Genomic DNA, 13,625 nt, shown 5'->3' with positions numbered 1-13,625 from the left:
GCAGATAGCCGGAAAACGTCGGCGGAAGTTTTGCCGAGCCGGGATGATTTCAGGCGAGATTGAGAGCTGTTCGCAATGAGTCGCCGCGAAGCCGCGCAGCGGTGTCTTGGCGTTCGCAGACCAAACTAATTAGTTGAAACGAAGACGATCGCTGCGCGGAAGCCGGCGAAATTCGGACCTCGGCATGATCCTCTTTCGACGACAATCAAGGGTCCGAGACGGCTGCGGCGATCGCGGGCGCTGCGTCGTCGGCGACGGCCGACGCCTCTCGGATTCAGGACGCGAGGAAGCCGCCATCGGCCGCCAGGACGTGGCCGACGACATAGGACGACGCGTCCGACAATAGCCACAGCACGGCCTCGGCGATGTCCTCGGGCTGCCCCATCCGCCGCAGCGGCAGGCCGGCGGCGACGGTCGCGATGTCGCCGACACCGGCGCGCAGCATCATGTCGGTGACGACGCGTCCGGGCGCGATCGCGTTGATCCGGACGCCGCGCGGCGCCGCCTCCATCGCGGCCGATCGCGTCAACGAAATGACGGCGGCTTTCGACGCCGAATAGAGCGCGAGCCCCGCATTCGGATTGCGCATCCCGCTCACGGAGGCGTTGATCACGATCCGGCCGCGGCCCTGCGCATACATCACCGGCAACTGCGCCCGCAGGCACAGAAACACCGAGCGGACATTGCTATCGAAGACGTCCGCATAGACGCCGTCGCCCTGCTGCTCGATCGGCGCCCGTCGCTCCTGGAATCCGGCATTGTTGAAGGCCGCATCCAGCCGGCCGTAACGATCGAGCACGGCCTGCACGAGCTTCGCCACGTCGTCCTCACGGGTGACGTCGGCCTTCACCGCGAGCGCCTCGGCCCCGAGCGCCCGGCATCGTGCCGCCGTATCGGCCAGCTCGGCCTCGCGCCGTCCGGCGACGACGACTGCCTCTGCGCCGCCGGCGGCGAGCTTCAAGGCGGCGGCCCGGCCGATGCCGGAGCCGCCCCCGGTGACGAGGCAGACCTGCCCCTGCATGCGCGACGCCGCGGGCGCGCTTGCCCCGGCCGTGAGCTGCGTATCACTCATCTCCGACCCTCCGCTGTACGGCGTCGTCGATGCCACGTTGCATCGGCAATTTGTTGTATGATACAACTATATGGCAGGAGTCAAGATGCCCGACCCGGATCTCACGCTCGTCGACGACATCCGCGCCGCCGCGCGCCTGATGGTGCGCGAGCTCGGCTTCATGGAAGCGACGCTGGCCGCCACCGACCTTCCGCCGTCGGCGGTTCACACCATCCTGGAGATCGGCCTGCGCGGCCCGCTGACGGCGATGCAGCTCGGCACGATCCTGCATCTGGAGAAATCCAGCATCAGCCGCATGGTCCGCAAGCTGATCGACAGCGGCGAGTTGCAGGAGACGATCGATGCCGGCGACGCCCGCATCAAGCCGCTCTGCCTCACAACCAAGGGACGGAAAACGCTGGCGGCGCTGCACGCCTTCGGCCGCCAGCAGGTTCGCGGCGCCCTGTCGTCGCTGTCGAAGGCCGAGCAGCGCACGGTGCGCGAGGGCCTGTTGCTGTACGCCCGCGCGCTCGAAGCTTGGCGCGCGGCAGAGCAGGACATGCAGCCGTCGGAGCCATGAGCGCGCCCGACGGGCAGATTGCGCATGCGCGTCATGACGAAACTGCCCGTCGTGTTGAAATGCCGCAGCACGTGGCCTTGCACCGTCGGGCAAATCAGGACGATGTTTCCGCGCATCCCGCCTCACACGAAGGGGCGTTGCGCGCGATCGTCACGACACGCGAGGCGGGGAGCGATGGCCGCGAGATGTCGCAGCGTGCTTGCGCGCGGACGAACGGCAACTTGCGGACGTGAAGTCGCAGGGTCCTGATACCCCGACGCTGGTATCACCCGCGCAATGCGCAAGCATTGTCGCGGCATGGTGGCCAACAAGCCCGGCGCACCAGGGAGACTGCGTATAAGCGTTAAAGACCGTCGCGCAGGGAATGCCGGAGTGTTCGGCTTTGCCTGTGGTACCTGCCGCCTGCATTTTTTTCTGCAGGCGGGCCATGGGTGAGGCCCTCACCCGGCATTCCCTGCGCCCTTCGTCTGTTCGGAGGGAGCCAAATGACCGTACAACTCGGACGCCCAAGGTCGCGAGAACGCGAGGTCATGTCATGAGCCGTGCGGATATGGACGCAGGACCTGCCACGCCGTCATTGCGAGCGAAGCGAAGCAATCCAGGGCAGCGCTCGCGACTCTGGATTGCTTCGCTTCGCTCGCAATGACGGAAACGACCAATGTCCGATGTGTCGCGAAGGGTCCACTGTCAGATTGTCCGACAACTCAAATCATCCGACGACAATGGCTGCAATCCTAGTTGCCGAACTCGTCCCGCATCTTCGCCTGGATCTTCGCCATGCCGCCGAGCCAGCGGTCGTAGTTCTCGGTCTTCTTGCGCATGTAGCCGAGAACCTGCGGATGCGGCAGGATCAGGAAGCTCTCCTCGGCGAGGCCCTTCAGCACGTCCTGCGCGACCTGCTCGGGTGTCAGATCGCCGTCGCCGGATTGCGGGCCCTTCGGGATCGATCGCAGCATGTCGGTGTCGACGCCCTGCGGACAGAGGATCGAGACCTTGATGTTGTCGGCCTTGTGCGAGATCGCGAGATTCTCGGCAAATCCCACCGCGGCATGCTTGGTGGTGGAATAGGGCGCGCTGCCGACCTGCGACAGCAGGCCGGCCGCCGAGATCGTGTTGAGGAAATAGCCGCCGCCGCGCGCCTTGTAGCGCGGGATCAGATGCCGCGCCGCGTAGACATGCGCCATCACGTGAATGGCCCAGCTCCGCGCCCACGGCTCGTCGGAGGTGCCGCCGACATTCACCGACAACGGGTCGAAGCCGCCGCCGATGCCGGCATTGGAGCAGAACAGCGCAATCGGGCCGAACTGCCGCTCGGTTTCCTCGATCACGCGCCGGATGTCGGCTTCCTGGGAGACGTCGCATCTGAACGCGGCGCCGCCGATCGCGGCAGCGACGGCCTTGGCTCCGGCTTCGTCGAGATCGGCCACGATCACCTTGGCCGCACCGGCCGCCGCGAACGCCTCGCACAGCGCCTTGCCGATGCCGCGGGCTCCGCCGGTGACCACAACAATCTTGCCGGTCACCTGCATGCAAAGCCCTCCTCGTGGAATTTTCTAGGTCAAGACCAGGTCGAGCACTGCGGTATAATGAAAGCCGGCGCCCAGCAACACGAAACCATGCCAGATCGCGTTCTGGAAGCGCAAGCGCCGCCACGAGTGGAAGATGACGCCGAGGCTGTAGAGGATGCCGCCGGTGAGCACGCAGGCCAGGACCGAGGCCGGCATCACCGAGATCACCCGGTCGTACATCATGACGCCGCTCCAGCCGAGCGCGAGATACAGCCCGATCGACAGCGCGTCGAAGCGGCCCGGCCAGCGCAGCTTCAGAACGATGCCGAAGATGGCGACGCCCCAGACCCCGAGCAGCAGCGCGGCCGAGAACACCGTGTCCTTCAGGGCGGCGATGAACGGCGTATAGGTGGCCGCGATGAGCACGTAGATGGCGGAGTGGTCGAAGCGGCGCAGCACCCATTTGGTCGGCGACACCGGCCACAGATTATAGGTTGCCGACAGCGTCAGCATCGAGAGCAGTCCCGCGACATAGATCGACACCACCACGATGTCGACGGCGCTGGCATAGATCGAGGTCAGCACGACGAGCACGGTTGCGGCGACCAGCCCGGCGGCGATGCCGACGACGTGGACGACGCCGTCCGCGATCATCTCGACCTTGTCGTAGTTCCAGCGCATCGCGCCGGTGGCGGCATGGACGGAGGTCGAGGCGAACTGCTTCAGTTGAAATACGGTCATGTCAGAGCCTGGTGCCGGTTTTCCGGGACAATTGTGCCGGAAGGATTATGGTTTCCAGTGGTCAACGTTCCGTTCAAAGTCTGGTTCTATCCGGAAACGGGCCGGAATTGTGAGCTTGAATCCAATGTTTTGCATCGCCACCTGTCAACAATCGCTCACGCCCTTTTCAACTGGCGAATTCCCCTCCTCCCATGGTGACCTTTTCCGAACTCGTCGAGGAAGCGCGGCTCTCGGCCCGTGCCCTGCTCGATTATGGCGAGAGCTTCCTCAACCCGACCGTCCGCCTTGGCGTCACCGGGCTGTCGCGGGCCGGTAAGACCGTGTTCATCACGGCGCTGATCCACGACCTCGTTCGCGGCGGGCGCATGCCGGTGTTCGAGGCCTTGGCCTCGGGCCGCATCGCCCGCGCCTATCTGACGCCGCAACCCGACGACGGCGTGCCGCGCTTTGCCTATGAGAGCCACGTGCGGGCGCTGGTCACCGAGCGACGCTGGCCGAGCTCGACCGTCGACATCAGCGAGCTCAGGCTGGTGATCGAATTCCAGCGCGCCAACGGCGCCGAGCGGACGCTCACGCTCGACATCGTCGACTATCCCGGCGAATGGCTGCTCGACCTGCCGCTGCTGAACAAGAGCTATGAGCAATGGGCGCGGGAAAGCCTCGCGCTGTCGCGCATCGAGCCGCGCGCGCATGTCGCCAGGGACTGGCACGCGCATCTGGCGACGCTCGGCCCCGAAGGCCGCGAGGACGAGTCGGCGACACTCGAGGCCGCACGGCTGTTCACCGACTACTTGCGCGCCTGCCGCGACGAGCGCTTCGCCATGAGCCTGCTGCCGCCCGGACGCTTCCTGATGCCGGGCAATCTCGCCGGCTCTCCGGCGCTGACCTTCGCGCCGCTTGACGTGCCCGCCGCCGGCCAGGCGCCGGCCGGCTCGCAATGGGCGATGATGGCGCGCCGCTACGAGTCCTACAAGGACATCGTTGTCAGGCCGTTCTTTCGCGACCATTTCGCCCGGCTCGATCGCCAGATCGTGCTGGTCGACGCGCTGGCGGCGTTCAATGCCGGGCCGGAGGCACTGCACGATCTCGAGGCGGCGCTGACCGGCATTCTCGATTGCTTCCGCGTCGGACGCGGCAATCTGCTGACCGCACTGTTCCGGCCGCATATCGACCGCATCCTGTTCGCGGCGACCAAGGCCGACCATCTGCATCACACCAGCCACGACCGGCTCGAAGCCGTGCTGCGGCGCGCCGTCAACCGCGCGGTGGCCCGGGCCGAGAGCACGGGCGCTGCGATCGATGTGGTGGCGCTGGCCGCCGTCAGGGCGACGCGCGAGGCGCTGGTCGCCCGCGGCCGCGACAAGCTGCCGTCGCTGCTCGGCACGCCGGCCGCCGGCGAAAGCGCCAATGGCGAGATCTTCGACGGCGACACCGAGGTGGCGACGTTTCCGGGCGAGCTGCCGGCCGATCCGGAGGAGCTGTTCAAGGGCGGCGCCTATCGCGGCCTGTCGAGCGCTGCTGCCGACGGCACCGACTTCCGCTTTCTGCGCTTCCGCCCGCCTTTGCTGGCCCCCGATGCTGGCGGCGAGCCCGCTTTGCCCCATATCCGCATGGACCGCGCCCTTCAGTTCCTGATCGGAGACCGGCTGCAATGAGCGAACGCGCCAAGCCTCGTCGTCCCCAGACCTTCCGGCTCGATGATCCCGACGTCGTCGTGGTCGATGCCGAGGACGCCGCCCGGCCCGGCCGGGGCACCATCCAGATCACGCCTGAGGCCGACCCGGCGCAATTGCCGGTGCCGGTCGAGACCGTGCTGCCGGCACGGCGCGGCTTTCGCTGGGGCGCCGTTTTCTGGGGCTCGGTCACCGGCCTCGTCCTGCTCGGCCTCGGCCTCGGCGTCACCCGGCTGATCGAGGATCTGTTCGCGCGCAGCGAGGCGCTCGGCTATGTCGGCGCGGGATTCGCGGCCGCAGCCGCGATCGCATTGGCGGTCGTCATTGCCCGAGAGACCTACGGCCTGGTGCGTCTCGCCACCATCGAGAAGCTGCATCAGCGCGCGGCCGCCGTGCTGCTGTCCGACGATCGCGCCGAGAGCCGCGAGGTGGTCGCCGAGCTGCTGCGGATCGCACATGCCAATCCCCGGCTGGCGCGTCCGCGTGCCGCGCTCGCCGGCCACGCCGACGACATCATCGATGGCGGCGACATGATCAAGCTTGCCGAGCGCGAGCTGATGGCGCCGCTCGACGTCGAGGCGCGACGGCTGGTGTCGGTCGCGGCGCAACGTGTATCCGTGGTCACGGCGGTCAGCCCGCGCGCGCTGATCGACGTGCTGTTCGTCTTTGTCGCGAGCCTGCGGATGATCCGGCAGCTCGCGCGGCTCTATGGCGGCCGTCCCGGCGCGCTCGGCATGATCAGCCTGTTGCGCCATGTCGTCGCGCATCTCGCCATCACCGGCGGCATGGCCGCGAGCGACAGCCTGATCCAGCAGGTGCTGGGCCATGGCATCGCGGCAAAGCTGTCGCAGCGGCTCGGCGAGGGCGTGCTCAACGGACTGCTTACGGCGCGGCTCGGGCTCGCGGCCATCGACGTGACCCGGCCGATGCCGTTCGCCGCGCTGCCGCGACCGGCGCTGGCGGATCTCGCCAAGGATCTCCTGCGCAAGCAGGAGGAGCAGGGATGAGGCTCAGGCCGGCGGCGCGGAATCGAACTCACCGGCGAGCCAGCGCCATTGGTACAATGGCGAGTCCGGCGGCGGCGACAGTTCGGGCGTCCAGCCCGTCAACTTGCCGAAAACGTAGGTGTCCATGACGCGGCCGCGCCAGCTCCGCTCGACGCGTCCGAGCGGCTCGCGGTGCGCGGTCGTGTCCGCCAGCAGCGGGCCGGCATTGTCCGGCTCGCGCACGACGTAGAGGCCGGCATGTCCCGCGATCAGGTTCATGCCGGGATCACGAAAGTCGATGAAGCGGGCACGCTCGTTGATCTGGATCACCGGCACGCGGCCGCGAAAGAACCACCGCATCATCGCGTAGGTGCGATAGTCGGAGGTCGCGATCCAGGTCGCGCCGGTGTTTTGGAGCTCCTGCTCCACCCGGGCCGCCACCTGCTGATAGCCCGCCTCGGCGCCGATCGGATCGGCCCGCCCGAGGAAATTCCAGGGCGCGGCAACGTAGTAGAGGAAGATCAGGACCACCATGGCGATGCCGCTGACGACGGCGATGCGCGCCCAGCGCACGGTGGATCGGACGAACCAGGCGGGCGCGCCGTCCTGCGGCAGCTTGACGATGTTGATCGCGACCGCCGCAAACCCGATCGGCCACATGAACATCGGCCAGGTGTCGCCGATCCGCAAAGTGAACGACTTCCAGAGGAAGTAGAGGAACGGCACCAGCACAGCCGTCGACAGCAGGATCGCGACCGGCTCACGCGTGCGATAGCCGCGCCAGGCCGTGAAACTCAGCGCCGACAGCGTGACCGGCAGCAGCACGAAGCCGACCTGTCCGAACTGCAATCCGATGTAATCGCCGAGCGTCCGCAACGACAACTCATGCGGCGCGGTGGCGCGAACGAACTGGAAGCGGAACGAGGCCCAGTCGTGCTGAACGTTCCAGATCAGCACCGGCGAGAACACGGCCAGCGCAATCAATGCTCCGCACCATGGATAGGGACTGAGGAGCCTGCGGCTGCGCCATGCCGGCACGAGCAGGAACGCCGCCACGGCGGGCAGCAGCATGACGACGGTGAATTTGGACAGCAGCGCCAGCCCGCCGAACAGTCCGGCAGCGAGCCACCAGCGGCCGTCGTCGCTCTCGGCGAGCCGCACCAGCGCCCAGATCATCGCGAGCGCAAACGGGATCGCCGCGACGTCCGGCGCCACCTTGGCCATTAGCAGGCCATAATAGAGCGCGGCCTCTGGCAGCAGCACCACGATGATCACCGCCCGCATGTTGTGAGTGGCGCGGCGAACGATGTCGGCGAGCAGGAGCTGCGTCGCGCCCATCGCGAGGATGCCGGCAAAGCGGACGCCGAGATTGGTATCGCCGAACAGGGAAGTGCCCAGCCGGATGAACCAGGCGATCATGGGCGGATGATCGAGGAAGCAGAGCTGCAGCTCCTTCGACCAGGTCCAGTAATAGGCCTCGTCGGTACGCAGATCGAGCGCAGCGGCGTAGACGAGACGGATGATCGTCATGCTCGTGATCACGGCCGCAGCCATCAGCCACGCAGCGCGCGTGGAGCGAAACTTTGGGCTGTCGATGCCTGGGGGAATGGCCGTCACGCGGTGCTTTTCCCCGACTCCGCCGGGCGAGTCAACGTTCGCGCGCGCAGCTCGCGCCGCCGGATGACCACCGCCATCAGCCCTCTAGGACAACGGGGAATAAATCTCTAGCATTGCGGCTCCAGATCATACGGACCACATGACCATTTCGATTTCCCATCGTTTACAGTCCGCCCGGCGCGGCATCGGTGTGCGGCAGGTACGGCTGATCTGCGGCTTCATCCTCTTCAGCTACCTGCTCAGCCATTTTCTCAACCATGCGCTCGGCAACATCTCGCTGCAGGCCCTCGCCGAGGGCGTGTCCTATCATGTGGCGTTCTGGCAGTTTCCTCCGATCGCCGTGCTGTTCTATGCGGCCGCTCTCACCCATGGCGGGCTCGGCGTGTGGGCGCTTTATCAGCGCCGGCAATTCAGCCGCAGCACGATGGAGCCGCTGCAGCTGCTGCTCGGCCTCAGCATCCCCGCGTTGATCTTCAGCCACATCGCCGGCGTCCGCATCGGGCAGGCCCTGTACGGACAAGAGAAGCTGTACCCGCAGGTTCTGTACTCCTATTGGACCGGCCCGTCCTGGCGGATCTGGCTGATGTCGGCCGCGCTGCTGACGTCATGGGCGCATGGCTGCATCGGGCTGCACTTCTGGCTGCGGCTCAAGCCGTTCTACAAGCGCGCGGCGCCGTGGCTGCTCGCCTGCGCCGTGCTGATCCCGGCGCTGGCGCTGCTCGGCTTCTACCGTGGAGGCCGAGACGTCATCGCGGCAAGCGCAGCGCCGCAGTGGCGGGTCGAGAATCTGTCGCGGCAGATGGGCACGCCCCTGGAGCAGGCAGTACTCGAGACCATCATGAACGGCTTCCTGATCGGCTATGGCGGCCTGATCGGCTTGGCGCTCGCCGCGCGCGGCGTGCGAGCGGTGCATGAGCGACGTGGCGGCATGGTCACGCTATCCTACAATAATGGCCGCTCCATCCGGGTGCCAAAGGGTTTGTCGGTGCTCGAGGCCAGTCTGCGCAACAACGTACCGCATGCCAGCATGTGCGGCGGCCGCGCGCGCTGCTCGACCTGCCGCATCAGGGTGATCGGAGATCCCGGCGCGCTGCCGCCACCCTCGCCTCGCGAGGCCTTCGTGCTCGCGCAGATCGGCGCGGCCGACCCGTCGGTCAGGCTGGCCTGCCAGTTGCGCCCCACCGGCGATCTTTCATTCTTTCAGCTGTTCATGCCGAACCCGACACCCGGCGAGCGCACTAGCTCGCGCGCCGGAATCGGGCAGGAGCGCTACCTCGTCAGCCTGTTCGTCGACATGCGCGGATCGACCGGCCTCGCTGAGAAACGGCTGCCGTTCGACGTCGTGTTCATCGTCAACCGCTTCCTCAGCGCCGTCTCCCAGGCCGTGCTGGCGAATGGCGGGCAGCCCAATCAGTTCGTCGGCGACGGTATGCTCGCGCTGTTCGGACTAGCCACCGATTCACATGTCGCGTGCGGCCAGGCGATCCAGGCGGCGCGCGACATCGCGGCCAACATCGCCGAGCTGAACGCGTTCCTCAGCCATGATCTGCATGACCCGATCCGCTTCGGCATCGGCATTCACGGCGGCGAGGTGATCGTGGGCGAGATCGGCTATCGCGACCACATGGTGTTCACCGCGCTGGGCGACGCCGTCAACGTCGCATCACGACTGCAGGACATGACGAAGACCCTCGGCTGCCAGGTCATCATCTCGGACGAGGTCTACGCGCGGGCGCGACTTGCCGCCGACGTGCTGCCGCAGCGCGAGGTCGAGATTCGCGGCCGCGCTGAGCCGATGCGCGTCAGGACGGCCATGGATGCCGCCGAACTCGCGATGCTCTCGGACGAAGGGACGGCTGCATGACGAGTTGCGTTGAACCTGTTTGCAGCCTGCGCTGTCATACCGAGAACGGTTGCAGCGGGTCCGCGGCGACGGGCGGAACGGTGGCGTTGCGGTCAAAAGCCGCAAAGCCGCCACGATATCGATCATTTCGAGCCAAAACCGCCCGCTGTTTGCGCTATCACGCCTGTCACAACCGCAGTATTCTCGAATTCCGGGCCTGACGGTTTGCGGGGACCGCCGGTTCGAATTGGATTGATCCCGCGGAGGCGACGTATGGCTAAAGGTACGGTCAAGTGGTTCAACCCGACCAAGGGCTATGGCTTCATCCAGCCTGCGGCCGGGGGCAAGGACATTTTCGTTCACATCTCCGCCGTGCAGAAGGCCGGGCTGGCGACCCTCAACGAGGGCCAGACCATCGAGTACGACGAGATTGCCAACCGCGGCAGGAGTTCGGCCGAGAACCTGAAAGTGTAGCGGATCAATTGGCGCGCCATTCCGCCTCGCGGCTTTTCGGCGCGATCGTTCCCCTCACCAAGCCAGCATGATTGTCGACACGTCGAAATAGACAGGAGCGGTGCCCGCTCCTGATCACATCTTTACGCTTGTTTGTAGTTTCAGCTCCCTCCCCGCCATTGCCTCGCCCGCCCGACCCGGGTCAAATGCGCCTCGAACCGCGCCGACAACAGAATTCCAGCGCGCGGAAACAAGCGACGGGAGCGACGCATCATGGACGACAAGGGCATTTTCCATGGCCTGAAGGTGCTGGACTGCGCGAGCTTCATCGCGGCTCCCGCAGCCGCCACCGTGCTTTCCGATTTCGGCGCTGACGTCATCAAGATCGAGCCGCCCGGCGCCGGCGATCCCTACCGCAACCTGCCGAACCTGCCGGGCTATCCGCGCAGCGAGCATAACTACGCGTGGTATCTTGAAGCCCGCAACAAGCGCAGCCTCGCGCTTGACCTGTCGAAGCCGGAAGCGCAGGCCGTCCTGCATAGATTGGTCGGTGAGGCCGATGTCTTCATCACCAACTTTCCGCCGTCGGTCCGCGCCAAGCTCGGCCTCACCCACGACAAGCTCGCGCCGCTCAATCCGCGGCTGATCTACGCGTCGTTTACCGGGTATGGCGAGAAAGGCGAGGAAGCCGACAAACCGGGCTTCGACAGCAATGCCTATTGGGCGCGCTCCGGGTTGATGGACCTGGTCCGTGCCGACGAGAGCACGACACCCGCCCGCTCCGTCGCCGGCATGGGCGACCACCCCTGCGCGATGGCGTTTTATGGCGCGATCGTCACGGCGCTTTACCAGCGCGAGAAGACCGGCAAGGGCTGCCATGTCGCCTCCAACCTGATGGCCAACGGGGTCTGGGCAGCCTCCGTGCTCGCCCAGGCCAAGCTTTGCGGTGCGACCTTCGTCGAGCGGCGGCCGCGCGAGCGCGCGCTGAACGCGGTCGCCAATCACTACAAATGCCAGGACGGCCGCTGGATCATGCTGTCGCTCCTCAATGAGGAGAAGCAGTGGCCGATCCTCGCCCGCTGCCTTGGCCGGGAGGAGCTGATCGACGATCCGCGCTTCGTCACCAAGGCCGATCGCCACGCCCGCTCGGTCGAGCTGATCCATGAGTTCGACGCGGTGTTCGCGACCAGGCCGCTGGCCGAATGGCGCCGGATCCTCGACGGCAGCGGGCTCGTGTTCGGCGTGGTCGGCATTCTCGACGACATCCCGAACGACAGGCAGATGATCGAGAACGATGTGCTGGTGCCGTTCGAGAACGACACCATGCTGACCGTCAACAGCCCGATCTTCATCGACGGCCAGCGCAAGGTCGCACCGCGCAAGCCGCCCGGCATAGGGCAGCACAGCGACGAGATCCTGCGCAGCGCCGGCTTCGACGACGACGCCATCCGCGACCTGCGCGCGCGCGGCGCAGTGGCCTGAGCTAGCGCGTCGCGATGAAGCACATGCCGAACCGCGTCGCCGGCCCGGTCTGACAGGACAGGTTCGCGGCGCAGGTCCAGGTCGAGAAGCTCTTGTCGTTGTCCGCGGCCTCGGCGTGGCGCGCGTAGCAATGCCCGCCCCAGCCGTCATTGTAGACCGTGCCGGCGAGTTCATCGCTGCCGCGCAGCTGCGGGCGGCTGGCGAAGCCGCGCGAGAAATCCGGCGTACGGCCCTCGGCAAAGGCGTTGAGGATGTCGCGCCGGCGGACCTGGTCGCCGAAGAAATGCGGCGAGCCCGGCACCACCACGGTGTTGGACGGCTTCTCCGCCATCCAGTCGACACCGGGGAAGTGGAAGCCGCCGATGCCGCGGGTCTGATGGCACCCGCCGCAGCTCGAATCGTTGAGGCGACGCTCGAAGCCCGCGACCGACTGGATGTTCTGCAGCACGATGCCCTGCGCGACCGCCTTCTCCAGCGCGCCGACCACATCGGACTCGGTGAACACCGCGCCCTGCCCGGCCGCGCTCCCCTGCACCAGCCCGTAGGCCGGCAGCAGATCGGAATTGACGAAGCCGACCGGGGTCGGCGCCACCGCAACCTTGGCCAGGAACTGGTCGGGGATCACCGCGGTGCCGCGGTCGAGCTCGCCGAGATGGACGGGGTCGAGCAGCCAGGCCTTGAACTCGCGCGCCAGCGCGGCATCCGAAAGCAGCCGGTCGCGATCGACCTGATCCTCCAGCACCGCCTCCTCGAACGTCCCGCTCGCGGCCTGATAGTCGAACACCTTCATCATGTAGTCGGTGCGGAAATCGCGGATCGCCGATTTCGGCGCATGCGCGATCTGCAGGTTGGTCTCGATGCGGTGGATGTTCTCCGGCCTGATCAGCGCCAGCGGCCCGTCCGGCGCCATCAGCTTCGCGGCAAGCTCCGGCCCGGTCAGTTGCAGATCGGACGTCGCCAGCCACCGCTTGGCGATCTCGGCGCAGCTCGGGGAGTTGCTCTTGGCTTGCGCGTCGCTGCGCGCCTTGAGCACGATGTTGAGCGTCATCGGCAGCCGCGGCGAGGCGACCTCGCCGTCCTTGGCCTCGGGCGGCGTCGTCCGCGTCAGGCGGTACAGCAGCCGCACCTCGCCGCAATGGTCGGGATCGACGAAGGCGCGATCCATGCGATTGACGACACCGGCCAGCACGAAGCGGGCATCGGACGAATCGAGCACGGTGCGGTCGAACAGCTGGAACGCGTAGGACGTGCCGACGCCGATGCTCTCGTTCGGCAACGTCGTCTTGTGCTTGTCGACGTAGCGGTCGAACTCCGCGTCGAGCGCCTTGCGCACGGGGGCCATCGACGGCAGCGCGAACAATGCTGCGTCGGTCAGCGGCGCATCGCTCGCGCGCGCGAGCATCTTTCCGAGGCCGAACGCGCCGTTGTCGAGCTCACGCAGCGCGAACGGCTCGAGGATGGCGGCGCCGCGCTCGATCGGCGCGCTCTCGTCCGCGTAAGCGAACGGGGCGCAGCACAGCATCACAAGGCCGAATACCGACAGTCGCAAGATCCGCCTCCTCGATTCCATGGCGCAACTGACGGCCTGCTAGCCCTCGAAGATAGCCGAAAGGCGGGCGGCTTCGGACAATTGTGCGACGAGGCGCCTCACGTCGCGGTGAGGCGCCTCGTCAGATTCGTCTCCCAAAACA

Annotated in this window: 12 protein-coding genes; 7 read left to right on the top strand and 5 right to left on the bottom strand. The window is 66.7% G+C overall.

Going from position 1 to position 13,625, the window contains the following annotated elements:
• Positions 1 to 274 precede the first annotated feature (274 nt).
• Positions 275 to 1,072 carry an SDR family NAD(P)-dependent oxidoreductase gene (locus ACQR1X_RS07060; protein ID WP_434895026.1) on the bottom strand — a complete coding sequence of 266 codons (798 nt, stop codon included), beginning with the start codon at positions 1,070 to 1,072 and terminating at the stop codon, positions 275 to 277.
• 85 nt (positions 1,073 to 1,157) lie between these two features.
• Between ACQR1X_RS07060 and ACQR1X_RS07055 the strand changes: the two genes are divergently transcribed.
• Both ACQR1X_RS07055 and ACQR1X_RS07050 read left to right on the top strand, forming a co-directional pair.
• Positions 1,158 to 1,631, top strand: a complete 474-nt coding sequence (locus tag ACQR1X_RS07055) for a MarR family winged helix-turn-helix transcriptional regulator (protein WP_315803183.1) — start codon at positions 1,158 to 1,160, stop codon at positions 1,629 to 1,631.
• Positions 1,628 to 1,864, top strand: a complete 237-nt coding sequence (locus ACQR1X_RS07050) for a hypothetical protein (RefSeq protein ID WP_315803182.1) — start codon at positions 1,628 to 1,630, stop codon at positions 1,862 to 1,864. Before ACQR1X_RS07055 ends, ACQR1X_RS07050 begins: the two co-directional genes overlap by 4 nt.
• A 501-nt stretch (positions 1,865 to 2,365) precedes the next feature.
• Here the strand turns inward: ACQR1X_RS07050 and ACQR1X_RS07045 are convergent.
• Positions 2,366 to 3,160, bottom strand: a complete 795-nt coding sequence (locus ACQR1X_RS07045) for an SDR family NAD(P)-dependent oxidoreductase (protein WP_434895025.1) — start codon at positions 3,158 to 3,160, stop codon at positions 2,366 to 2,368.
• A gap of 24 nt (positions 3,161 to 3,184) precedes the next feature.
• Positions 3,185 to 3,880 (bottom strand): PAQR family membrane homeostasis protein TrhA, encoded by a 696-nt coding sequence (gene trhA / locus ACQR1X_RS07040; RefSeq protein ID WP_315759485.1) that lies wholly within the window; start codon positions 3,878 to 3,880, stop codon positions 3,185 to 3,187.
• A gap of 191 nt (positions 3,881 to 4,071) precedes the next feature.
• Here trhA and ACQR1X_RS07035 point away from each other — a divergent pair, with 191 nt between their 5' ends.
• Positions 4,072 to 5,535, top strand: coding sequence for a YcjX family protein (locus ACQR1X_RS07035; protein WP_434898562.1), 1,464 nt, complete (start codon positions 4,072 to 4,074; stop codon positions 5,533 to 5,535).
• On the top strand, positions 5,532 to 6,560 hold the full coding sequence (locus ACQR1X_RS07030; protein ID WP_316177418.1) for a YcjF family protein: 1,029 nt from the start codon (positions 5,532 to 5,534) through the stop codon (positions 6,558 to 6,560). Before ACQR1X_RS07035 ends, ACQR1X_RS07030 begins: the two co-directional genes overlap by 4 nt.
• A 3-nt stretch (positions 6,561 to 6,563) precedes the next feature.
• Here ACQR1X_RS07030 and ACQR1X_RS07025 read toward each other — a convergent pair whose 3' ends face one another.
• The gene (locus tag ACQR1X_RS07025; RefSeq protein ID WP_434898606.1) at positions 6,564 to 8,093 is read right to left on the bottom strand and encodes a glycosyltransferase family 39 protein; all 1,530 of its coding nucleotides are present in this window, start codon (positions 8,091 to 8,093) and stop codon (positions 6,564 to 6,566) included.
• Positions 8,094 to 8,295: 202 nt separating this feature from the next.
• Here ACQR1X_RS07025 and ACQR1X_RS07020 point away from each other — a divergent pair, with 202 nt between their 5' ends.
• The 3 genes from ACQR1X_RS07020 to ACQR1X_RS07010 all read left to right on the top strand — a co-directional run bounded on the left by ACQR1X_RS07020 (position 8,296) and on the right by ACQR1X_RS07010 (position 11,934).
• Positions 8,296 to 10,020 carry an adenylate/guanylate cyclase domain-containing protein gene (locus ACQR1X_RS07020; protein ID WP_315803177.1) on the top strand — a complete coding sequence of 575 codons (1,725 nt, stop codon included), beginning with the start codon at positions 8,296 to 8,298 and terminating at the stop codon, positions 10,018 to 10,020.
• A gap of 252 nt (positions 10,021 to 10,272) precedes the next feature.
• Entirely contained in the window at positions 10,273 to 10,473 is a 201-nt protein-coding gene (locus ACQR1X_RS07015) for a cold-shock protein (protein ID WP_315713975.1), read from the top strand.
• Positions 10,474 to 10,725: 252 nt separating this feature from the next.
• Positions 10,726 to 11,934 (top strand): CaiB/BaiF CoA transferase family protein, encoded by a 1,209-nt coding sequence (locus tag ACQR1X_RS07010; protein WP_434898561.1) that lies wholly within the window; start codon positions 10,726 to 10,728, stop codon positions 11,932 to 11,934.
• 1 nt (position 11,935) lies between these two features.
• Here ACQR1X_RS07010 and ACQR1X_RS07005 read toward each other — a convergent pair whose 3' ends face one another.
• Complete coding sequence (locus tag ACQR1X_RS07005) at positions 11,936 to 13,504, bottom strand: hypothetical protein (RefSeq protein ID WP_434898560.1); 1,569 nt, start codon at positions 13,502 to 13,504, stop codon at positions 11,936 to 11,938.
• Positions 13,505 to 13,625 lie beyond the last annotated feature (121 nt).

It is taken from the genome of Bradyrhizobium sp. HKCCYLRH3073, from assembly GCF_051167995.1.
Lineage (GTDB): Bacteria > Pseudomonadota > Alphaproteobacteria > Rhizobiales > Xanthobacteraceae > Bradyrhizobium.
Note: the sequence above shows the minus strand (reverse complement) of the source record. Positions and strands in the feature narration are given on the sequence as shown.